At 66.2% G+C, this 22,489-nt stretch carries 19 protein-coding genes; 12 read left to right on the forward strand and 7 right to left on the reverse strand.

The features are described from left to right. Positions 1-66: 66 nt before the first annotated feature. Positions 67-1,407 (reverse strand): MFS transporter, encoded by a 1,341-nt coding sequence (locus tag LWW96_RS15355; RefSeq protein ID WP_291488463.1) that lies wholly within the window; start codon positions 1,405-1,407, stop codon positions 67-69. A gap of 302 nt (positions 1,408-1,709) precedes the next feature. On the opposite strand from LWW96_RS15355, the gene cyoA reads away from it, so the two are divergent. The 7 genes from cyoA (at position 1,710) to LWW96_RS15390 (ending at position 8,617) form a co-directional block, all read left to right on the forward strand. Beyond that, complete coding sequence (gene cyoA, locus LWW96_RS15360; RefSeq protein ID WP_291488465.1) at positions 1,710-2,771, forward strand: ubiquinol oxidase subunit II; 1,062 nt, start codon at positions 1,710-1,712, stop codon at positions 2,769-2,771. A gap of 64 nt (positions 2,772-2,835) precedes the next feature. Then, complete coding sequence (gene cyoB / locus LWW96_RS15365; protein ID WP_291488467.1) at positions 2,836-4,839, forward strand: cytochrome o ubiquinol oxidase subunit I; 2,004 nt, start codon at positions 2,836-2,838, stop codon at positions 4,837-4,839. Further along, positions 4,832-5,467: a cytochrome o ubiquinol oxidase subunit III gene (cyoC, locus tag LWW96_RS15370; RefSeq protein ID WP_291488469.1), complete on the forward strand. Its 636-nt coding sequence runs from the start codon at positions 4,832-4,834 to the stop codon at positions 5,465-5,467. Before cyoB ends, cyoC begins: the two co-directional genes overlap by 8 nt. Then, on the forward strand, positions 5,468-5,899 hold the full coding sequence (gene cyoD, locus LWW96_RS15375; RefSeq protein ID WP_291488471.1) for a cytochrome o ubiquinol oxidase subunit IV: 432 nt from the start codon (positions 5,468-5,470) through the stop codon (positions 5,897-5,899). 71 nt (positions 5,900-5,970) lie between these two features. Continuing rightward, positions 5,971-6,711 (forward strand): SURF1 family protein, encoded by a 741-nt coding sequence (locus LWW96_RS15380; protein WP_291488472.1) that lies wholly within the window; start codon positions 5,971-5,973, stop codon positions 6,709-6,711. Next, a complete protein-coding gene (locus LWW96_RS15385) occupies positions 6,708-8,039 on the forward strand; it encodes an ATP-binding protein (protein WP_291488474.1) in 1,332 nt (443 codons plus the stop codon). Before LWW96_RS15380 ends, LWW96_RS15385 begins: the two co-directional genes overlap by 4 nt. A gap of 20 nt (positions 8,040-8,059) precedes the next feature. After that, positions 8,060-8,617, forward strand: a complete 558-nt coding sequence (locus LWW96_RS15390; protein ID WP_291488476.1) for a response regulator transcription factor — start codon at positions 8,060-8,062, stop codon at positions 8,615-8,617. Between the two features lie 42 nt (positions 8,618-8,659). Here the strand turns inward: LWW96_RS15390 and sbmA are convergent, their stop codons facing one another. The 6 genes from sbmA to LWW96_RS15420 all read right to left on the reverse strand — a co-directional run bounded on the left by sbmA (position 8,660) and on the right by LWW96_RS15420 (position 17,923). Continuing rightward, on the reverse strand, positions 8,660-9,649 hold the full coding sequence (gene sbmA, locus LWW96_RS15395) for a peptide antibiotic transporter SbmA (RefSeq protein ID WP_291488478.1): 990 nt from the start codon (positions 9,647-9,649) through the stop codon (positions 8,660-8,662). 92 nt (positions 9,650-9,741) lie between these two features. Continuing rightward, positions 9,742-12,261: an ankyrin repeat domain-containing protein gene (locus LWW96_RS15400; protein WP_291488480.1), complete on the reverse strand. Its 2,520-nt coding sequence runs from the start codon at positions 12,259-12,261 to the stop codon at positions 9,742-9,744. A gap of 186 nt (positions 12,262-12,447) precedes the next feature. After that, positions 12,448-15,042 carry a bifunctional aconitate hydratase 2/2-methylisocitrate dehydratase gene (gene acnB, locus LWW96_RS15405; RefSeq protein WP_291488482.1) on the reverse strand — a complete coding sequence of 865 codons (2,595 nt, stop codon included), beginning with the start codon at positions 15,040-15,042 and terminating at the stop codon, positions 12,448-12,450. A 142-nt stretch (positions 15,043-15,184) separates the two neighbouring features. After that, positions 15,185-15,811 carry a hypothetical protein gene (locus tag LWW96_RS15410; protein ID WP_291488484.1) on the reverse strand — a complete coding sequence of 209 codons (627 nt, stop codon included), beginning with the start codon at positions 15,809-15,811 and terminating at the stop codon, positions 15,185-15,187. A 32-nt stretch (positions 15,812-15,843) separates the two neighbouring features. After that, on the reverse strand, positions 15,844-16,923 hold the full coding sequence (locus tag LWW96_RS15415) for an aldolase/citrate lyase family protein (RefSeq protein ID WP_291488486.1): 1,080 nt from the start codon (positions 16,921-16,923) through the stop codon (positions 15,844-15,846). Positions 16,924-16,936: 13 nt separating this feature from the next. Then, on the reverse strand, positions 16,937-17,923 hold the full coding sequence (locus tag LWW96_RS15420) for a malate dehydrogenase (RefSeq protein ID WP_291488488.1): 987 nt from the start codon (positions 17,921-17,923) through the stop codon (positions 16,937-16,939). Between the two features lie 209 nt (positions 17,924-18,132). Between LWW96_RS15420 and LWW96_RS15425 the strand changes: the two genes are divergently transcribed. From LWW96_RS15425 to LWW96_RS15445, 5 genes are all read left to right on the forward strand, one after another. After that, a complete protein-coding gene (locus tag LWW96_RS15425) occupies positions 18,133-18,921 on the forward strand; it encodes a GntR family transcriptional regulator (RefSeq protein ID WP_291488490.1) in 789 nt (262 codons plus the stop codon). A gap of 134 nt (positions 18,922-19,055) precedes the next feature. Continuing rightward, complete coding sequence (gene sdhC, locus LWW96_RS15430; RefSeq protein ID WP_291488492.1) at positions 19,056-19,490, forward strand: succinate dehydrogenase, cytochrome b556 subunit; 435 nt, start codon at positions 19,056-19,058, stop codon at positions 19,488-19,490. A 66-nt stretch (positions 19,491-19,556) separates the two neighbouring features. Next, positions 19,557-19,922, forward strand: a complete 366-nt coding sequence (sdhD, locus tag LWW96_RS15435) for a succinate dehydrogenase, hydrophobic membrane anchor protein (protein ID WP_291488494.1) — start codon at positions 19,557-19,559, stop codon at positions 19,920-19,922. A gap of 29 nt (positions 19,923-19,951) precedes the next feature. Further along, complete coding sequence (sdhA, locus tag LWW96_RS15440; protein ID WP_291488496.1) at positions 19,952-21,760, forward strand: succinate dehydrogenase flavoprotein subunit; 1,809 nt, start codon at positions 19,952-19,954, stop codon at positions 21,758-21,760. 25 nt (positions 21,761-21,785) lie between these two features. Then, on the forward strand, positions 21,786-22,489 hold a 704-nt coding region (locus LWW96_RS15445), incomplete at its 3' end, for a succinate dehydrogenase iron-sulfur subunit (protein ID WP_291488498.1).

Genomic DNA, 22,489 nt, shown 5'->3' on the forward strand with positions numbered 1-22,489 from the left:
AGCGCTGGCAGCTATTATTTTCATAGCATTTTTACTGCCGCGCTTGCGTGAAGCTTGCCCGCGTTCTTATCGGTCGCGGCGCTCCATGCGCCGGTTCAGGTTGAGCGCACCCAGCGTGCAGGCCACCCCGGACAGCAGGTACACCGTCACGGCCAGCAGGCCGAACTGGGCCGACAGGTACAAGGCCACCAGCGGTGCAAACGCGGCGCCGATGATCCAGGCCAGGTCCGCCGACAGCGCCGCGCCGGTGTAGCGGTACTGGGGCGAGAAGTTGGCGGTGACCGTGCCGGACGCCTGGCCGTAGGACAGCCCCAGCAGCACAAAGCCCAGCAGCAGGAACATGGTGCTGCCCACCTCGCCCGTGCTCAGCAGCACCGGCGCCATGAAGCTGAACACCCCGATCAGCACCGCCATGCCCCCCAGCAGCTTGCGCCGGCCCAGGTGGTCCGACAGCCAGCCGGACACCATGATCGCCCCGGCGGCCAGGAAGGCGCCGACGATCTGCACCGCCAGGATCTGCGTGACGGGCTGCTCCGAATACAGCGTGATCCACGACAGCGGAAACACGGTGACCAGATGGAACAGCGCAAAGCTGGCCAGCGCTGCAAAAGCCCCCAGCAGCACGTTGCTGCCCTCGTCGCGCACCACGCGGCTCACGGGCACGGGCTGCAGTTCGCGCTCCTGCAACAGCTCGGCATAGGACTGCCCCACCACCAGGCGCAGCCGGGCAAACAGCGCGACCACGTTCACGGCAAAGGCCACGAAGAACGGATAGCGCCAGCCCCAGGCCAGGAACTCCTGCACGCTCAGGCTGCTGTACAGATAGGCAAACAGGCTGGCGGCCAGCACAAAGCCCAGCGGGGCGCCCAGCTGCCCGATCATGGCGTACCAGCCGCGGCGGTTCTTGGGCGCGGACATGGCCAGCAGCGATGGCAGGCCGTCCCACGAACCGCCCAGCGCCAGCCCCTGGCCGATGCGCAGGACCAGCAGGGCGACCACCGCCGCCATCCCCGCGTCCTTGTAGCTTGGCAAGAACGCCATCCCCACGGTGCACACGCCCAGCAGGAACAAGGCAATCGTCAGCTTGGTGCCGCGGCCCCAGCGGCGCTGGATGGCCATGGAAATGGCCGTGCCCACCGGCCGCACGACAAACGCCACCGCCAGCAGGGCAAAAGCCATCAGGGTCCCGTCCAGGCGCGACAGGAAAGGAAACAGGAACGAAGGAAAGACCAGAACGCAGGCAATCCCGAAGACGAAAAAGTCAAAGTATTCCGACGAGCGCCCGATGATCACGCCCACGGCGATCTCGCTGGGGGTCACGTCTTCGTGCGTATCAGCCCGGGACAGGGAGGCGGGGCTTTCTTCAAAGCCGGCCGCAGGGTAGCTGGCGAAGGCAGGGCTGCTCATGAACCGATCTCCTGGTCGTTGTGTGAAAAAGACAACACCGTTCTACACCCAAGCGCAATCCGCCACAAGTGCGGTTTCACTATGTCAGTTGCAGGACAACGCCGCAGGACAAGGCTCGAACGGCCCCTGGCGAGCGCCCGGACTTTGACCTTGGACAAAATGTCCCATGGACAAAAAAGCTAGCGCTATTACATTCGCGGTCACTTCGTTATCCGCGTTTACCCCAGGGGTCGCCCGCGGCTGCCGTGACCGGCCGCCGTGCGGAACCGGCCCTCGACAAGCGCTCCGATTGCGCAACATCCATGTCCAAATTCACTCTTTCTCGCGCGCCTGCCTGGCTGGCCGCTGCGGCCGCCGCCGGCGGCTTGGCCGGCTGCAGCAAAGCTGTCGTCCTGAACCCCGCAGGCGACATCGCCTCGCAACAAGGCCACATGGTCATCCAGGCCACGTTGCTGATGCTCATCATCATCGTGCCGGTCATTGCCCTGACCCTGTGGTTCGCCTGGAAATACCGCCAGAACAACGGCGCCACGACCGAGGCCGACTATGACCCCGACTGGCACCATTCCACCACGCTGGAGCTGGTGATCTGGACCGTGCCGCTAATGATCGTCATCGCCCTGGGCGCGCTGACCTGGATCGGCACGCACAAGCTGGACCCCTACCGCCCCCTGGACCGCATCTCGTCCACCAAGCCGCTGGATGCGCAATCCACCCCGCTGGTGGTGCAGGTGGTGGCCATGGACTGGAAATGGCTGTTCTTCTACCCCGAACAAGGCATCGCCACGGTCAACGAACTGGCCGCGCCGGTGGACCGCCCCATCCTGTTCCAGTTGACGGCCACGTCCACGATGAACGCGTTCTATGTGCCGGACCTGGCGGGCATGATCTACGCGATGCCCGGCATGCAGACCGAGCTGAACGCCGTGATCAACCAGCCCGGTGTGTTCCAGGGCATGGCGTCGCACTACAGCGGCAAAGGCTTTTCGGGCATGACCTTCAAGTTCCACGGCCTGGCCCAGCAAGACTTTGACCAGTGGGTGGCCGCCGCCCGCGCACAAGGCAAGGCCCTGGACCGCAAGACCTACCTGCAGCTGGCCCAGCCCAGCGAGCGCGACCCCGTGCAGCGCTTCGCCAGCGTGGAGGAAGGGCTGTACGACAAGGTGCTCAACCGCTGCGCCGAGGACGGCAAGATGTGCATGCACCACATGATGGCCATCGACGAGAACGGCGGTGATGCCTACGTGCGCGCCATGGGCCTGAACCTGCCGCAGGACGTGTGCACCTCGAAGAACGCGGCCCAGGTGGTGGCGAGCCTGGAGGCCCGCCACGCGTCGGCGCGCGGCGCCCACTCCGTCCAATGATCCGCCCCTGACCTGCCCGCCTGGCGCCCGCACCCGTGCGCCGGCAGACTGAAAAAGACTTCCTATGTCCTCCGCACCTGAAACCGCATCCCATTGGGCCTTGGGCCGCATTACCTGGGACTCCATACCGATGGCGCACGAGCCCATCGTGTTGTGGACTTTTGTCGCCACCTTGCTGGGCGGCCTGGCCGTGATGGCCGCGATCACCAAGTTCCGTCTGTGGGGCCCGCTGTGGCGCGACTGGATCTGCAGCATCGACCACAAGAAGATCGGGATCATGTACATGATCCTGGGCCTGGTGATGCTGCTGCGCGGCTTTGCCGACGCCGTGATGATGCGCCTGCAGCAGGCCATGGCCTTTGGCGACCACCTGGGCTACCTGCCGCCGCACCACTACGACCAGATCTTCACCGCGCACGGCGTGATCATGATCTTCTTCGTGGCCATGCCGCTGGTCACCGGGCTCATGAACTACCTCGTGCCGCTGCAGATCGGCGCACGCGACGTGTCGTTTCCGTTCCTGAACAACTTCAGCTTCTGGATGACCACGGCGGGCGCGATCCTGGTGATGGTGTCGCTGTTTCTGGGCGAGTTCTCCACCTCCGGCTGGCTGGCGCTGTCCAACCTGGGCGCGCAGGATCCGGGCGTGGGTCTGGACTACTACATCTGGGCACTGCAGATCGCGGGGGTGGGCACCACGCTGTCGGGCATCAACCTGATCGTCACCATCATCAAGATGCGCGCCCCCGGCATGAACCTGATGCGCATGCCCGTCTTCACCTGGACGGCCCTGTGCACCAACGCGCTGATCGTGGCGTCGTTCCCCGTGCTGACCGCGGCCCTGGTGCTGATGTCGCTGGACCGCTATGTCGGCACCAACTTCTTCACGAACGACCTGGGCGGCAACGCCATGCTGTACGTGAACCTGATCTGGATCTGGGGCCACCCGGAGGTGTACATCCTGATCCTGCCCTGCTTCGGCATCTTCTCGGAAGTGGTGGCCACGTTCTGCAAGAAGCGCCTGTTCGGCTACACCTCCATGGTGTACGCCACGGTGGTGATCACCATCCTGTCGTACCTGGTGTGGCTGCACCACTTCTTCACCATGGGCTCGGGCGCCAGCGTGAACACCTTCTTCGGCATCACCACGATGATCATCTCGATCCCCACGGGCGCGAAGATCTTCAACTGGCTGTTCACCATGTACAAGGGCCGCATCCGCTTCGAGTTGCCCATGATGTGGACCGTGGCCTTCATGGTGACGTTCGCCATCGGCGGCATGACCGGCGTGCTGCTGGCCGTGCCCCCGGCCGACTTCGTGCTGCACAACAGCCTGTTCCTGATCGCTCACTTCCACAACGTGATCATCGGCGGCGTGCTGTTCGGCCTGTTCGCCGGCATCAACTACTGGTTCCCCAAGGCCTTCGGCTACAAGCTGGACCGCACCTGGGGCGTGCGCTCGTTCTGGCTGTGGGTCGTCGGGTTCTGGGTGGCGTTCGCGCCGCTGTATGTGCTGGGCCTCATGGGCGTGACGCGCCGGGTGAGCCACTTTGAAGACCCTTCGCTGCAGATCTGGTTCATCATCGCCGCCATTGGCGCCGCGCTGATTGCCGCCGGCATCGCCTGCTTCCTGATCCAGCTGGTGGTGAGCTACCTGAAGCGCGACCAGTTGCGCGACGTGACGGGCGACCCCTGGGACGCCCGCACGCTGGAGTGGTCCACCTCGTCGCCCCCGCCGGACTACAACTTCGCGTTCACGCCCGTGGTGCATGAGATCGACGCGTGGTGGGACATGAAGAAGCACGGCTACCAGCGCCCGCTGGGCGGCTTTGCCTCCATCCACATGCCGGCCAACACCGGTTCTGGCGCGGTGATCTCGGCCCTGTCGCTGGTCCTCGGCTTTGCCCTGATCTGGCACATGTGGCTGCTTGCCGGCGCGTCCTTCGCCGTGCTGCTGCTGGCCGCCATCGTTCACACGTTCAACTACCAGCGTGACTTCTACATCCCCGCGTCCGAAGTGGCCGCCTCCGAAGAAGCCCGCACTCTCCAACTGGCCCGCCATGTCTGAACACAGCCTTCACGCCAGCGCCGCCGCCGGCGCCCTGCCCGGCCGCGCATACCACCTCGCGCACGAGCCCCATCCTGAAAACGGCACCGCCCTGGGTTTCTGGCTCTACCTGATGAGCGACTGCCTCATCTTCGCAGCCCTGTTCGCCACCTATGGCGTGCTGGGCCGCAGCTACGCGGCCGGCCCCACCGGCGCACAGCTGTTCGACCTGCCCCTGGTGGCCCTCAACACGGCATTCCTGCTGCTGTCGTCCATCACCTTCGGCTTCGCCATGCTGCGCAAGCAGCTGGGCGACGTGCGCGGCACGCTGCTGTGGCTGGCCGTCACCGGTGCATTCGGCCTGTGCTTCCTGGGCTTGGAGCTGTACGAGTTCAGCCACCTGATCCACGAAGGCGCGGGCCCGCAGCGCAGCGCCTTCCTGTCGGCGTTCTTCACGCTGGTGGGCACCCACGGGCTGCACGTCACCTTCGGCCTGGTCTGGCTTGTGGTGCTCATGCTCCAGATCGGCCGGCACGGCCTCATCCATGAGAACCAGCGCCGCCTGATGTGCCTGTCGATGTTCTGGCACTTTCTGGACGTGGTCTGGATCGGCGTCTTCACCTTTGTGTACCTGATGGGAGTGCTGTAAATGAGCGCACACGACACACACGCACACCACACCGGCCACGGTGACCATGGCGACCACCACAACGCTGCCGTGGGGCCACACAGCAGCCTGCGCGACTACACCATCGGTTTCGTGCTCTCGGTCATCCTCACCGCCATTCCCTTCTGGCTGGTCATGGCCAAGGTGATTGCCGACCGCAACACCGCCGTGCTGGTGCTGGGCGCCTTCGCGGTGGTGCAGATCCTGGTGCACATGGTCTACTTCCTGCACATGAACGGTAAGGTCGAAAGCGGCTGGACGCTGCTGTCCACTGTCTTCACCGTGGTGTTCGTGGCCATCGGGATCAGCGGCACGCTGTGGGTGATGTTCCACATGAACGCCAACATGATGCCCGAGCACCCCGCCGCCGCGCAGCCGGCGGCGCATGAGGCCGCGGGGCACGCCACGCCTTGACCGCCGGCGCGCCCCCCCGCGCTCCTGGCACACCGCCCGCCCGGCGGCTGCGCCAGGCGGTGCTCGCCGTTGTGGGCACCGCGTTGTTCCTGGTGTTTGTGGCGCTGGGCACCTGGCAAGTCGAACGGCGCACCTGGAAGCTGGCGCTCATCGAGCGTGTCGAGCAACGCGTGCACGGCGCCCCGGTTCCCCTGCCCCCCTCCGCTGAATGGCAGCAGATCACCGCCCCGCAGCATGAATACCTGCCCGTGACCCTGCACGGCCGGTGGCTGCCGGGCAAGACGGTGCTCACGCAGGCGGTCACGGAGCTGGGCGCTGGCTTCTGGGTCCTTTCGGCCCTGGAGCAGAACGATGGCACCCAGGTGCTGGTCAACCGCGGTTTTGTGCCCGCTGCGCAACGGGCGCAATGGCAGGACGGGCCGCCTCCTGCGTCGCCAGAGGCCGGCGCCACCGTGCGCGGGCTGTTACGCATGACGGAGCCGGGCGGCGGCTTCCTGCGCGCCAACGATCCCGCGGCGCAGCGTTGGCATTCGCGCGATGTGGCAGCCATCGGCCGTGCGCTGGGGCTGCCCCGGCCCGCCCCCTTCTTTGTGGATGCAGACCTGCCCGGCCCCGGGCGTGAAGCGGCCACTGCGGGGGCCAGCGCCTCCTGGCCGCGGGCCGGCATGACGGTGGTGCAATTCCACAACAGCCATCTGGTCTATGCGCTCACGTGGTACGGGCTGGCGCTCATGGTTGCCGCAGGCGGCTGGTATGTGGCACGCTATGAGCGCCGCCAAGGCGGCAAGCCTCCGCACAGCCCGCTTTCATGACCCCTCCTCCCCGCGCAGATTCCCCGCCCGCCCAGCAGCAACGAAGCCCGCGCGCCGCGGATGCGACGGCCGGGCTCAAAAACCTCCAGCAGCTGATCCAGCTGCGCTGGATTGCCGTGGTGGGCCAGGTGTTCACCATCGAGGCGGCGCACTACAGCCTGCAGCTCACCCTGCCGCTGCGCGAGATGCTGATGGTGGTGGGCTGCCTGGCGCTGTACAACGTGGTGAGCATGCTGCGCCTGCGCACCGGCGTGGCAGTGCGCAATGTCGAGCTATTCCTGGCCTTGCTGATCGACGTGGCCGTGCTCACCGTGCAGCTGTACCTCAGTGGCGGCACCACCAATCCGTTCGTTTTCCTCTACCTGCTGCAGATCACGCTCGGGGCTGTGCTGCTGCGGGGGGGCTACATCTGGTCCATCGTCGTCATCACGCTGCTGTGCTTTGGCGTGCTGGCCACGCACCACCTGCCCCTGGAGCTGCCGCAGGACCTGCACCAGGGCCTGTCCAGCCTGTATGTCATGGGCCTGCTGGTGTGCTTCGCGCTCAACGCCACGCTGGTGGTGGTGTTCATCACGCGCATCAGCCTGAACCTGCGCGAACGCGATGCACGGCTGGCCGCCGCACGCCGGCGGCGCGTGGAAGAAGAGCACATCGTGCGCATGGGCCTGCTGGCCTCGGGGGCGGCGCACGAACTGGGCACGCCGCTGTCCACCCTGGCGGTGATCCTGGGCGACTGGCAGCATGACAAGGGCTTGGCAGCCTCGCCGGCGCTGCAGGAAGACATTGCGGAGATGCAGGTCCAGGTGCAGCGCTGCAAAGGCATCGTCAGCGGCATCCTGATGTCGGCCGGAGAAGCCCGCGGCGAGGAATCGGTGCAGACCACCGTGCGCACCTTTCTCGACGCCCTGGCGCAGGAATGGCGCGGCACCCGCTCCCTGGCGGAATTCGCATACGACAACCAGTTTGGCACCGACCTGCCCATGGTGTCGGACACCACGCTCAAGCAAATGGTTTTCAACGTGTTGGACAATGCGCGCGATGCCTCGCCAGGGTGGGTCCGCCTGGCCGTCACGCGCGATGCCGACATGCTGGACATCACCGTGACGGACGCCGGTCCCGGCTTTGCGCCTGAAATGCTCGCCCAGCTGGGCACGCCCTACCAGTCCACCAAGAAGCAGCCCGGCCGCGGGCTGGGCCTGTACCTCGTGCTCAACGTGGCGCGCACCCTGGGGGGCAGCGTGGCAGCCCGCAACCGCCCCGAGGGCGGTGCACAGGTTTCCATCCGGCTGCCCCTGGCGGCCATTGCCCTGCCGGGCACCAGAGGCTGAGAAGAGTCCGTTCGCACACCATGGATACCGACATCGACGAAGACGAAGACGAACGCCTGCTGCTCATCGTGGAGGACGATGAGGCGTTTGCGCGCACGCTCACCCGCTCGTTCGAGCGGCGCGGCTACCGGGTGGTGCGGGCCGCCAGTCTGCCCGAGGTCGATGCCGTGCTCGCCGCGCACGCGCCGGGCTATGCGGTCGTGGACTTGAAGCTCAAGGGCGAAGCCTCGGGCCTGGCCTGCGTGCAGCGGCTGCATGCCGCCGACGACGACATGCTCATCGTGGTGCTCACGGGGTTTGCCAGCATTGCCACGGCCGTGGAAGCCGTGAAGCTGGGGGCCTGCCACTACCTGGCCAAGCCGTCCAACACCGACGACATCGAGGCGGCCTTCGGCCTTCGCGCCGGCAACACCGAGGTGGAGCTGACCAACCGCTCCAGCTCCATCAAGACCCTGGAGTGGGAGCGCATCAACGAGGTGCTGGCCGAGACGGGCTTCAACTTGTCCGAGGCCGCGCGCCGCCTGGGCATGCACCGGCGCACACTCATGCGCAAGCTCGACAAGAAGCAGGTGCGGTAACACCGCGGCGGGGGCCACTCCCGGCCGCGCCAGCGGCGCGCGTCAGGCGCCCGCCGGCACCTCGTGGGCCATCTGGCGCTCGAAGGCGCGAAGCCGCTTGTAGATGGAGATCTGCTCCACCACGGTGCTCCAGTTGAGCACCAGGAACTGGAACGACTCGAGCACCTTGTCAAAGGCGCGGGCGATCTGCTGCATCACCCCCAGCGTGATCGCGCCGGCAATCAGCGTGGGGCCGAGGGCCACCAGCGGCACCAGCACGCTCACCTGCAGGTACGACCACTTCACCACGTCGAAGTACAGGTAGTGGAAGAACAGCCGAAAGTAATTGCGCCGCACGCTGGCAAACAGTTCGGCCGCCGTGGGCGGCGTGGCGCGGGACGGGTCGTCCTCCCCCAGCACCAGTTCCTTGCGGTAGGCGGCCTCCACGCGCTGGTTGTGGAACTCCAGCCCCGGCAGCTTCACGCCCACCCCCGCCAGCAGCAGCGTGCCGCCCAGGGACCACACCAGCGCCACCCAGACCAGGGCATGCGGCACGGCCCCCAGCAAGGGCAGCCCGGTCACCTTCTCCGAGAGCGTCCACAGCACGGGCAGAAAGGCCGCCAGCGTCATCAGGCTGCGCATGAAGCTCAAGCCCAGGTCCTCCATGGTGCGCGCGAACCGCATGGTGTCCTCCTGCACGCGCTGGGCCGCGCCCTCGATATGGCGCAGCCGCGGCCAGGCGGCCATGTAGTGCTCGTTCATGGCCTGCCGCCAGCGAAAGATGTAGTGTTTGCTGAAGAAGTCCACCAGCACCGCGGTGGTCACATACACCATGGCAATGCGCGCAAAGGTAGAAAGCTGGCCCCAGAACTGCGCCGCCGTGATGGCGCCCGGCTTGCCCAGCGCTTCCTGGATGAGGTCGTAAAAGCTACCGAACCAGTCGTTGATCTGCACGTCCAGCTCCACACGGTAGCCGGTGGCCAGGAGGATGACCGCAGAGCCCGCAAGGGACCAGGCCCACCAGCGGCGGGCAAAGAAGAAAGACTTGAACATCGGACACCGGGTTGTTGTTGTGCTTTTGGCAGGTTCTGATTCGGGACTGCCTTGATGGTTCCGGCACGCGCCGGCACTGCGGCGGGCCCGCCTCAGTGCCGCTCCATGAGCCACCGCTCCGTGTCCGCCTGGTGGCCCCATCGCGCCCAATCCACGGCGCTCTTGCCCCGGCGGTCAAGCCGCCCGAGGTCCACGCCCTGCGCATGCAGCCATTGCAGGGCCTGCAGTTGCCCTTTGGCGGCGGCCAGCATGGCCGGGGTTTCGCCCAGGCTCGCGGGAGCGGGCTCTTCCAGGGACAGCCCCTGTTCCGCCAGCCACTGCAGGCAGGCCACACAACCGCTTTGGGCGGCCATGTGCACGGGGCCCCAGTCCCAGCGGTTGCGGGCTTGCAGGCTGGCGCCGGCCTGCGCCAGCCGCTGCGCAGCCGCAAGGTGGCCGCCATAGAAAGCTCGCAGCAAGGCTGTGTCGCCCCGCTCGCTGTCCTTGCGGGTCTGGCGCAGGTCGGGCTGCGCGCCGGCGCGCAGCAGCCGTTCGACATGCGCCAGCTGGCCGCGGTGGGCGGCCAGCATCAGTACGGAAGATCCGCTGTCGGCCAGCAGGTTGGGGTTGGCGCCATCGCGCAGCGCGGCCTCCAGCGCCGCGGCATCGCCCGCGTCCTGCGCATCCATGAGGCGCCTGTCCGCGGCTGACCAGCGGCTGCTTTCCAGCGTGCCGCCGGGCGCGGTGGCATCCGCGCCGGCGCGCACATCCCGTTGCGGAGCCCACCACAGGGCGGCCAGCAGCGTTGCCACCACCAGCCAGCCCCAGCCGGGGCGGGACTGGTCGCGGCCCGCGCGCAGCCCCCCGGCCGCAAACTGGCCGCGCCGGTCGCGCCAGGCCTGCGCAATCGCATGCCCCACGGCGACGGCGGCGTCCGCCCCCGCCAGCCCTGGCGTGAGCCGAATCCGCGCGCCGTACGGGCCGCGCGCGTACACGGCGTGGTAGGGGCGCTCCTGCGCACCGCTGCCGGTGGAGTACAGCTGCTTGTGCACGAGTGCCTGGCTTGCATCGCCCGGCACGGACCGCACCGAGGTCCACAGCCAGGACGTTCGCTGCACCACGATGCCGCTGTCCTGCACGCGCAGGGTCCAGTGCCGCGTGGCCGCGTGCAAGGCGAAGGCCGGCAGCAGGGTTGCCGCCAGCAGCCCACCCAGCGACCGCGGCGGGAGCAGGCCGTGCGCGCCCAGCCGGTCGTTGACCACCCATTCCAGCACCAGCAGGCACAGGGCGATACCCGAGGCCCACTGCCAGGCACGCTGGGAAAAGGCCAGTTGCCACCCCTGCGGCCCTTCGGACGCCGCCACGCCGGGGGGCAACGGCGCCGAGGCGTCCGGCCCGGAGTCTTGCGGCACGGAAATGCTTTCTTCACGCGCCCACGCAGCCCGGCGGTCAAACCGGTCTTCCGCGGCTGCCAGGGCAGCAGAGGGCGCGGCCTGCACGGGCAGATCGTAGAAAAGCTCCACGGCGCCATCCTCCCGGAGCAACTCCACCCGCCAATCCACGCGCTCTCCCGACCGCTTCGCACCGTGGGACGGGGCGTCCGCCGGAACCGTAAAGCGCGCAACCAGCCGGGTGCCGCCGTCCGGGTTGGGTTGCTGCGTGGTGCGCGCGTCCACCGCTTCCACCCGGCGCTCCGGAGATCCCGAACTGGACTCATCCACCCGGTACTGCGCCAGGCGCAGGTGCAACGACTGGGCTGTCGCGCCGGCCCTTTCCGGAAGCAGCACCGTGGCCTCCACGGGGCTTCCTCCCAGCGGCCGCTGCGGCAGCGCGGTGAATGCCGAGCCCCGGTAGCGCCACGCCTTGCGCGCCTGGCCGATGGCAAAGCCAAGCAGCAACAGGCCAATGGCCACGAATACGGCAATGAATGCCTTGGCCCAGCCGGGTGCGCTGCGGTCCGCCCAGAACACTGCCGCCATGGGAAACGCAATGCCACACCAGAACAGCGCGAAGACCCAGATTCCGGCCGTGCTGCCCTGCAGCGAGCTGCGCACCGTGGGCCCGGCAGCGCGGCCCGCAGGCCCTAATGGAGGTTCCGCGCCCTCCGGGCGCTGGCGCTGCAGCAACAGCCGCCCGAACAACCACGCGGCTCCCACCCCCACGCCGGTGAAGACAAAGGCAAAGGGTAGACGGAACGCCAGCAAGGACCAGCGAATGGCCGGGTCGAGCAGCGCATCGGCCGGATCGGCCGGATTCACCCACACCGTCACGGACTGCCCCTGGTCGCGTGCCTGCTGCAGCCGGCGGTGCCATTGCTGGTGCCAGTCGCCAATGTTGTCGGCGCCCGCTGGCCACTCCAGGCCGACCCGGCGCCCTTCCAGGGTCCGGCCGCCAAACTCGTAGCGATAGTGGGCCCGCACGTCATAGGTCGAGCCGCCCTTGCTGCCGCTGTGCTGGAGCAACTCGGTGTCCAGCACCTGCCCTGGCACGGGCTGCCAGCTGCGCACTTGCCATGCCGCCAGCAGCGTGTGCCCCAGCGGCCGCAGCCCCGCAAAGTAGCCGCCCAAGCCAAACGCGATGGCGAACACCGCACTGAACAGCAGCGCCCCCGCACGACCCGCCCAGAAAGCCATCGGTCCCTCCTCTCTGTTGTTTTTGTTCTTAGAGCCTGCTTACGATCTCGCAGGGGATCGCAAGCAGGTTCTTTGAGCCCAGCATACGGGCCTCCGGGTGACAAATGTATGACAGTTGTCCGTGCGCCGGACATAAAAAAAGGCGGCCCCGAAGGGCCGCCTTGGCGATGGCGCGCTGCGTGGCGCTTAGCAGGCCGCAGTTGCCTTGGCTGCTTCCGCATACTCTTCGATCTGGTCGAAGTTCATGTAGCGGTACACGCTGGCCTTGTCGGCGTCGATGACGCCCATTTCCTTGAGGTACTCCTCCTTCGTGGGCAGGCGGCCCAGGCGCGATGCGATGGCCGACAGTTCGGCCGAGCCCAGGAACACGTTGGTGTTCTTGCCCAGGCGGTTCGGGAAGTTGCGGGTGGACGTGGAGATCACCGTCGCGCCCTCGCGCACCTGCGCCTGGTTGCCCATGCACAGCGAGCAGCCCGGCATTTCAGTGCGGGCACCGGCCGTGCCGAAGGCGGCGTAGTGGCCTTCCTTGATCAGCTCGTTCTGGTCCATCTTGGTGGGCGGCGCGACCCACAGCTTGACGGGGATGTCGCGCTGGCCGCCCAGCAGCTTGGCTGCGGCGCGGAAGTGGCCAATGTTGGTCATGCACGAGCCAATGAAGGCTTCGTCGATCTTGGTGCCGGCCACTTCGGACAGGAACTTGGCGTCGTCCGGGTCGTTCGGGCAGCAGACGATGGGTTCCTTGATGTCGGCCAGATCGATGTCGATCACGGCGGCGTACTCGGCGTCCTTGTCGGCTTCGAGCAGGTCCGGCTTGGCCAGCCAGGCCTCGACCTTCTCGATGCGGCGCTGCAGGGTCTTCGCGTCCTGGTAGCCGTCGGCGATCATGTTCTTCATCAGAACGATGTTCGACTTCAGGTACTCCTTGACCGGCTCGGGGTTGAGCTTGATCGTGCAGCCGGCAGCAGAGCGCTCGGCCGAGGCATCGGACAGTTCGAACGCCTGTTCCACCTTCAGGTCGGGCAGGCCTTCGATCTCCAGGATCTTGCCGGAGAAGATGTTCTTCTTGCCGGCCTTGGCCACCGTCAGCAGGCCCGCCTTGATGGCGTACAGCGGAATGGCGTGCACCAGGTCGCGCAGGGTCACGCCGGGCTGCAGTTCGCCCTTGAAGCGCACCAGCACGGATTCAGGCATGTCCAGGGGCATCACGCCCGTGGCGGCGCCAAACGCCACCAGGCCCGAACCTGCCGGGAACGAGATACCGATGGGGAAACGGGTGTGCGAGTCACCCCCCGTGCCCACGGTGTCGGGCAGCAGCAGGCGATTGAGCCAGCTGTGGATCACGCCGTCGCCGGGACGCAGGGCCACGCCGCCGCGGTTGCTGATGAAGGCGGGCAGTTCGCGGTGCGTCTTCACGTCCACCGGCTTCGGATAAGCGGCGGTGTGGCAGAACGATTGCATCACCAGGTCGGCCGAGAAGCCCAGGCAGGCCAGGTCCTTCAGCTCGTCGCGGGTCATGGGGCCCGTGGTGTCTTGCGAACCCACGGTGGTCATCTTGGGTTCGCAGTACGTGCCCGGGCGGATGCCCTGGCCTTCCGGCATGCCGCAGGCACGGCCCACCATCTTCTGCGCCAGCGTGAAGCCCTTGCCGGAATCCTTGGGCGCCACGGGCAGGCGGAACACGGTGGAAGCGGGCAGACCCAGGAACTCACGCGCCTTGGCCGTGAGCGAACGGCCGATGATCAGGTTGATACGGCCGCCGGCACGCACTTCGTCCAGCAACACATCGCTCTTGAGCGCGAACGAGGCCACTTCGGCGCCGTTCTTGACCAGCTTGCCGTCGTAGGGCAGCACGTCGATGACGTCGCCCATTTCGAGCTTGGACACATCGACTTCGATGGGCAGCGAACCCGAGTCTTCTTGCGTGTTGAAGAAGATGGGGGCGATCTTGCCGCCCAGCGTGACGCCGCCGAAGCGCTTGTTCGGAACGAAGGGGATGTCCTGGCCCGTGGCCCAGATCACCGAGTTGGTGGCGGACTTGCGGCTGGAGCCGGTGCCCACCACGTCGCCCACGTAGGCGACGAGGTTGCCCTTCTTCTTGAGGTCCTCGATGAACTGCATCGGGCCGCGCTTGCCGTCTTCCTCGGGCTTGAAGGCCGCGTCAGGGCGCGTGTTCTTCAGCATGGCCAGGTAGTGCAGCGGGATGTCGGGGCGGCTCCAGGCGTCGGGCGCGGGCGACAGGTCGTCGGTGTTGGTTTCGCCCGGCACCTTGAAGACGGTGACCGTGATCTTCTTAGCCACTTCGGGGCGCGAGGTGAACCACTCGGCGTCGGCCCAGCTCTTCATCACTTCCTGGGCCTTGGCGTTGCCGGCCTTGGCCTTGGAGGCCACGTCGTTGAAGAAGTCGAACATCAGCAGCGTCTTCTTCAGCGCCTCGGCGGCCACGCCCGCCACTTCGGCGTCGTCCAGCAGCTCGATCAGGGGGTGCACGTTGTAGCCGCCCACCATGGTGCCCAGCAGCTCGGTGGCCTTGGCCTTGCTGACCAGGCCGACCTGGATGTCGCCGTGGGCGACGGCGGCCAGGAAGCTCGCCTTGACCTTGGCGGCATCGTCCACGCCTGGGGGCACACGGTGCGTGAGCAGGTCCAGCAGGAAGGCGTCTTCGCCAGCCGGGGGGTTCTTGATCAGCTCGATCAGCTCGGCGACCTGCTTGGCATCCAGCGGCAGCGGGGGGATGCCCAGGGCGGCACGCTCGGCCACATGGTCACGGTAGGCTTTCAACATTTTTTTCTCCGGTTGCGTTCTAAAGTGGGGCGGCGTGCGGTGCCGTGCCGGTTGCCGCGGCCCGGCAGCGCACTGCGCGTGTTGTGGTGAGGGTGGATCGCAGACTTCAGCGAAGCGGGCCACGGCAAGCCCGGCTTCCGCCTTACTTGGAAACAGGCTCCAGCACGCTCACGGGCGGGTTCTTCTTGATGGCCTCGGCCACCACCACCTGCTGCGGGCTCATGCATTCGTCCGCCAGGCGCTGGCCCAGCTTCTGGTTCATCAGCATGGACTTGTTGGCGATCTGCAGCCAGACCGCGCCACCCTTCTGGTCTTCCAGCCGCACCGTGCCGGTGGTGGTGGCCACGGGCGCCATGAAGTACTTGAAGCCCTTGCCCTCCACATGGAAGTGGCCCGGCACGGCGGGGTCGGCCGTGACGGTGACGAACGCGCCCAGTTCGCAGGGGATGCGGCCGACATGCACGCGCTCGGCAATGGCCAGCTCCTCGGGCGAGAGCGCCGCCTCGGCGGCGATGATGCCGGAAGCCACCTGGTTGGTGGCGCTCTTGAGCTGCGTGCGGCTGCTGGTGCCTTCGTGCTTGGCCTTGGCCACGGTCGTCTTCTTGGACGAAGCCGCCTTGTCGGAGGACTTGGCCGTCTTGGCTTCGGACTTGGTAGCGTGTTTGGCAGCCGGCTTGGCGGCGGCCTTGGCCTCGGGCTTGGCCGGCGTTTGCGCCAGAACAAGGGCCGGTGCCAGCAGCATGAGGGCGGAGGCGATGAAAGATTTCATGGGAGGTCCTGCGGGAAAAAGGTCAGGATAGTTCACTGCGGAACGGGAGCCGACGCGCCAAACCAATGGCGCACAGCCTGGGGAAGTGCACGCCCCGTGCGGTGGGCGCGCTCGAGCACCTGCCAGTAAAAACGGTAACTCGCACGGTCATGCAGCACACCGTCAAAACTGACAGGAGCCCAATCAGCATCAGCGGCGGCAGCTATTATTTTCGCAGCATCTTCAATATCGTCCTGGGGCGGCGCGAACGCCTGCAGGATGGGGCGGATCTGCGCGGGATGGATGCTCCACATGCGCGTGTACCCCAGTTCACGGGACGCGCGGCTGGCCGCGCCTTGCAGGGCGGCCGTATCGGCGAACTCGGTCACCACGCAATGCGAGGGCACCTTGCCATGGGCATGGCAGGCCGCTGCAATCTCCAGCTTGGCACGCACCACCAGCGGGTGCGTGAACTGCCCGTCCGACGCCATGCCGGACGCCGGGATGGCGCCGCCGTGGGCGGACACAAAATCCATGAGCCCGAAGCTCAGGCTCTGCACGCGCGGATGCGCGGCGATCTCGAAAGCGCGGTGCACCGCAGCGGGCGATTCGATCAGCACATGCAGGGGCAACTGCCCGGCACCGGCCTGCTGCAGCGCCCGTTCGGCGGTCAGCACATCATCGACCGACTCCACCTTGGGCACCATGAGGTGGCACAGCCGGTGGCCGGCCGTACCGCCAATGGTGGCCACATCGCTCGCGAATGCGGGATGGTCCACCGCGTGGACCCGGGCCGCCACGCGGGCTCCGGTGGCAGCGCCCAGCGCCAGGCTGGCGACGAGCCGGGCGTGATCGGCCTCGCGCCCGACCGGCGCGCCGTCTTCACAGTCCAGCGTGACGTCAAAGACGCAAGTGCCGAATTCCTGCGCCATTTCTGCCTGCAACTGCAGGCTCTTGCGCATGCGGGCTTCCACACCGCTGTAGTGGTCGCAAACCGGCAGGAAGCCGGTTTGCGCCTGGGCGCCGAGCAGCACATCGCGGGGATGGCGCGGCGCGGGGAAGGATGCAGCGCCCAGCTTCCCTGCGGAAGCTTCGGCGACCCGGAGGTCCGAGGCCAGTGGCGTCGGCTGCATGGTAGGCCCTGATTTACAGCAGGTGCTTGACGCCGTCTTGCTCGCCTTGCAGCTCGGCCAGCGTCTTGTTGATGCACTCTTGGCTGAATGCATCGATTTCCAGGCCTTCGACGATCTTGTATTCGCCGTTTTCGGTGGTCACGGGGAAACCGAACACGATGCCTGCGGGGATGCCGTATTCACCGTTGGAGGGCACGCCCATGGTGACCCACTCGCCCTTGGAGCCCAGGGCCCAGTCGCGCATGTGGTCGATGGCAGCGTTGGCAGCGGAAGCTGCCGACGACAGGCCGCGGGCCGCGATGATGGCCGCACCACGCTTGCCCACGGTGGGCAGGAACACGTCCTTGTTCCAGGTCTGGTCGTTGATGGTGTCCTTCACGGACTTGCCGTCCACCGTGGCAAAGCGGTAGTCAGCGTACATCGTGGGCGAGTGGTTGCCCCACACGGTGAGCTTGCGGATATCGCCCACCTTGAAGCCTGCCTTGGCGGCCAGCTGCGATGCAGCGCGGTTGTGGTCCAGGCGCAGCATGGCGGTGAAGTTCTTGGCCGGCAGGTCGGGGGCCGACTTCATGGCGATGTAGGCGTTGGTGTTGGCAGGGTTGCCCACCACCAGCACCTTCACGTTGCGCGAGGCAACGGCGTTCAGGGCCTTGCCCTGGGCCGTGAAGATCTGGGCGTTGGCGGCCAGCAGGTCGGCACGCTCCATGCCGGGGCCACGGGGGCGGGCGCCGACCAGCAGGGCGTAGTCGGTGTCCTTGAAGGCTTGCATGGGGTCGCTGTGGGCCTCGATGCCCGCCAGCAGGGGGAAGGCGCAGTCTTCGAGTTCCATGATCACGCCCTTGAGCGCGTTCTGTGCCTTTTCGTCGGGGATTTCCAGCAGTTGCAGGATGACCGGCTGGTCTTTGCCCAGCATCTCGCCCGAGGCGATACGGAACAGCAGGGCGTAACCGATTTGACCAGCGGCGCCGGTGACGGCGACGCGAACAGGCTTCTTGCTCATGGTGAAAACTCCAGGAAGTGAGGAAAACAGGGGTGTGCAACGCAAGCACCAGCGCCTGTTACCAGAAGCCCGTGCCCCGCAAAAACAGCCTTGGAGTGTACCGCCGATTGCAAGCCTCGGTCAATTTGTCTTATGTCTTATATAAGATATGATTGCGCACCCGAGCAAGCCCCTCCCGCCGTGCGCAGCCCTCCCATCTCCTGATTGCCATGCCCTCGCTCTCGCCCATCCCCGATCATCCCGCACCGTCTGCGGCCAGCGCGGGCCCCGGCACGCCGGCATTCAGCCCGCTGTACCAGCAGATCAAGGGGCTGATCCTGCAGAGCCTGCAGCAGGGCGAGTGGAAACCGGGCGAATCGATTCCGAGCGAGATGGAGCTGGCCGCGCGGTTTCGGGTGAGCCAGGGCACCGTGCGCAAGGCGATCGACGAGCTCGCAGCCGAAAACCTGGTGGTGCGCCGCCAGGGCAAGGGGACCTTTGTGGCCACCCACGCCGAACAGCATGTGCAGTACCGCTTCCTCAAGCTCATGCCCGACACGGGCGACGCCCGCGTGGAAGGCCCCGCGCAGCGGCGCGTGCTGGACTGCCGGCGGGTGCGCGCCAGTGCCGACGTGGCGCGCGCATTGGCGTTGCGCAGCGGCGACCCGGTGATGCAAGCGCGGCGGGTGCTCTCCTTTGCCGGCATTCCCACCATCCTGGAGGACATCTGGCTGCCCGGCCAGGCCTTCAAGGGGCTGACAGCGGAGCAGATGGCCAATTACCAAGGCCCTACTTACGCCATGTTCGAACTGGATTTTGGCGTGCGCATGGTGCGTGCCGAAGAGAAAATACGTGCCGTGCTGCCCGATGCAGAGCAGGCCGCATTGCTGCAGGTGCCGGTGACCACGCCACTGCTGAGCGTGGAGCGCATTGCCTACACCTACAACGACGTTCCGATGGAGTTACGGCGCGGCCTGTACCTCACCGACACCCACCATTACCGTAACGAACTGAGCTGACACCATGCTGGCAACCCAGCGCAAACGTGGAGCATTCGCTTTGCAGCAAAGTGCCGCGTGTTGCGTTGCAATAGAATTTTGCGTTCTTTGTCTTCGCGAAATTACAAAGCAGTTACATCCACGAAAGCACACACATGACCGAACTCGCCAAAAAGCGGCCTGAATTCCGCAACATTCATGCCTTCAAGGACCTGCCGACCTACCGTCTTCCTGCTGCGGGGTGGGTGTCGATCCTGCACCGCGCCAGCGGGCTGATCATGTTCCTGCTGCTGCCGTTCATCATCTGGATGTTCGACACGTCGGTGTCGTCCGAGATCTCGTTTGGCCGCTTCAAGGCGGCGTTCAACGTGGGCCTGGGCTTCGTGCCCGGCTGGTTCCTCAAGCTCGTGGCGCTGGCACTCATCTGGGCCTATCTGCACCATGCCATCGCCGGCCTGCGCCATCTGTGGATGGACGTGAGCCACAGCGCGGTGACCAAGGAATTCGGCAAGACCTCTGCCCTGTTCGTGCTGGTGGTGAGCATCACCCTGGCACTGGTTCTGGGCGCCAAGCTGTTCGGCCTGTACTGAACCCCATCCACAACACCCCAGCGCGTGCGCCGCGGCGCCACGCTGCCGAATGAGAGGAAAACATCCATGTCCGTCAATTACGGTTCCAAGCGCGTCGTCGTCGGCGCCCACTACGGCCTGCGCGACTGGCTCAGCCAGCGCGTCACGGCGGGCCTGATGGCCCTGTTCACCCTGGTCATCCTGGCGCAGGTCATCTTCACCAAGGGCCCGGTCGGCTACGACCTGTGGTCCGGCATTTTTTCTGCCCAGTGGATGAAGGTGCTGACCTTCTCCGTCATCGTGGCCCTGGCGTGGCACGTGTGGGTGGGCATGCGCGACATCTTCATGGACTACATCAAGCCCGTGGGCGTGCGCCTGCTGCTGCAGGTATTCACCATCGTCTGGCTGGTCGGCTGTGCCGGCTGGGGCATCCAGGTTCTGTGGCGTCTCTGATTGATCCCCGCGACTGAAGGCATAAAACAATGAGCTACACCAACGCTAACATCACCAAGCGCAAGTTCGACGTTGTCATCGTCGGCGCAGGCGGCTCCGGCATGCGGGCTGCCCTGGAACTCTCCCGCGCTGGCCTGAACGTGGCCTCGCTGTCCAAGGTATTCCCCACCCGCTCGCACACCGTGGCCGCGCAGGGCGGCGTGAGCGCCTCGCTGGGCAACATGTCCGAGGACAACTGGCACTACCACTTCTACGACACCATCAAGGGCTCTGACTGGCTGGGCGACCAGGACGCCATCGAGTTCATGTGCCGCGAAGCACCGAAGGTGGTGTATGAGCTGGAACACTTCGGCATGCCGTTCGACCGCAATCCCGACGGCACGATCTACCAGCGCCCCTTCGGCGGCCACACCGCCAACTACGGCGAAAAGCCCGTGCAACGCGCCTGCGCAGCGGCTGACCGCACCGGCCACGCCATGCTGCACACGCTGTACCAGCAGAACGTGAAGGCCAAGACCAACTTCTTCGTGGAGTGGATGGCCCTGGACCTGATCCGCGACGCCGACGGCGACGTGGTGGGCGTGACGGCGCTGGAAATGGAAACCGGCGACCTGTACATCCTGGAAGCCAAGACCGTGCTGCTGGCCACGGGCGGCGCCGGCCGCATCTTCGCGGCGTCCACCAACGCCTTCATCAACACCGGTGACGGCCTGGGCATGGCCGCACGCGCCGGCATCGCGCTGCAGGACATGGAGTTCTGGCAGTTCCACCCCACCGGCGTGGCCGGCGCGGGCGTGCTGCTGACCGAAGGCTGCCGCGGCGAAGGCGCCATCCTGCTCAACAGCAATGGCGAACGCTTCATGGAACGCTACGCGCCCACCCTGAAGGACCTGGCACCCCGCGACTTCGTGTCCCGCTCGATGGACCAGGAAATCAAGGAAGGCCGAGGCTGCGGCCCCAACAAGGACTACGTGCTGCTCAAGCTCGACCACCTGGGCGCGGAAACCATCCACAAGCGCCTGCCTTCGGTGTACGAGATCGGTGTCAACTTCGCCAACGTGGACATCACCAAGGAACCGATTCCCGTGGTGCCCACCATCCACTACCAGATGGGCGGCGTGCCCACCAACATCAACGGCCAAGTGGTGCGCCAAGCCAATGGCATCCACAACGAAGTGGTCAATGGCCTGTACGCGGTGGGTGAATGCGCCTGCGTGTCGGTGCACGGCGCCAACCGCCTGGGCACCAACTCGCTGCTGGACCTGCTGGTGTTCGGCAAGGCCGCCGGCCGCCACATCGTCGAGTTCAACAACAAGAACAAGGAGCACAAGCCCCTGCCCAAGGACGCGGCCGACCGCACGCTGGAGCGCCTGAACCAGCTCGACAAGTCGACCGATGGCCTGTATGCACAGCACGTGGCGGGCAACATCCGCGCGGCCATGCAGCAGCACGCCGGCGTGTTCCGCACCCAGGCCGGCATGGACGAGGGCGTGAAGAAGATCGCCGACATCCGTGCCAGCGTGGCGGGCGTGACGCTCAAGGACAAGTCCAAGGTGTTCAACACGGCCCGCATCGAAGCGCTGGAAGTGGACAACCTGATCGAAGTGGCCCAGGCCACGATGGTGTCCGCCGCTGCGCGCAAGGAATGCCGCGGCGCCCACACGGTGTACGACTACGAGCACCCCGCCGACCACGCTGAGTTCCCGCTGGGCCGCAACGACAAGGAGTGGATGAAGCACACCCTGTGGTACAGCGAAGGCAACCGCCTGGATTACAAGCCGGTCAACCTCAAGCCCCTGACGGTGGACAGCGTGCCCCCCAAGGTCCGCACGTTCTAACCAGTAGCCCCACGAGAGACGAAACATGCAAAAGCGCACATTCCAAATCTACCGCTACGACCCGGACAAGGACGCCAAGCCCTACATGCAGACCGTGGAGATCCAGCTCGACGGCCATGAGCGCATGCTGCTGGACGCGCTGGTCAAGCTCAAGGAGCAAGACCCCTCGCTGTCCTTCCGCCGCTCCTGCCGCGAAGGGGTTTGTGGCTCCGACGCCATGAACATCAATGGCAAGAACGGTCTGGCCTGCCTGACCAACATGAATACCCTGCCGGGCACCATCGTGCTCAAGCCGCTGCCCGGCCTGCCGGTGATCCGCGACCTGATCGTGGACATGACGCAGTTCTTCAAGCAGTACAACTCCATCAAGCCGTACCTCATCAACGAGAGCCTGGCCCCGGAGCGCGAGCGCCTGCAGTCGCCCGAAGAGCGCGAAGAACTCAACGGCCTGTACGAGTGCATCCTGTGCGCCAGCTGCTCCACCAGCTGCCCCAGCTTCTGGTGGAACCCCGACAAGTTCGTGGGCCCCGCCGGCCTGCTGCAGGCCTACCGCTTCATTGCCGACAGCCGCGATGCAGCCACCGCCGAGCGCCTGGACAACCTGGAAGACCCGTACCGCCTGTTCCGCTGCCACACCATCATGAACTGCGTGGACGTGTGCCCCAAGGGCCTGAACCCCACGATGGCGATTGGCAAGATCAAGGAACTGATGGTGCGCCGCGCCATCTG

It is taken from the genome of Acidovorax sp. (assembly GCF_021287135.1).
Taxonomy (GTDB): domain Bacteria; phylum Pseudomonadota; class Gammaproteobacteria; order Burkholderiales; family Burkholderiaceae_C; genus Acidovorax.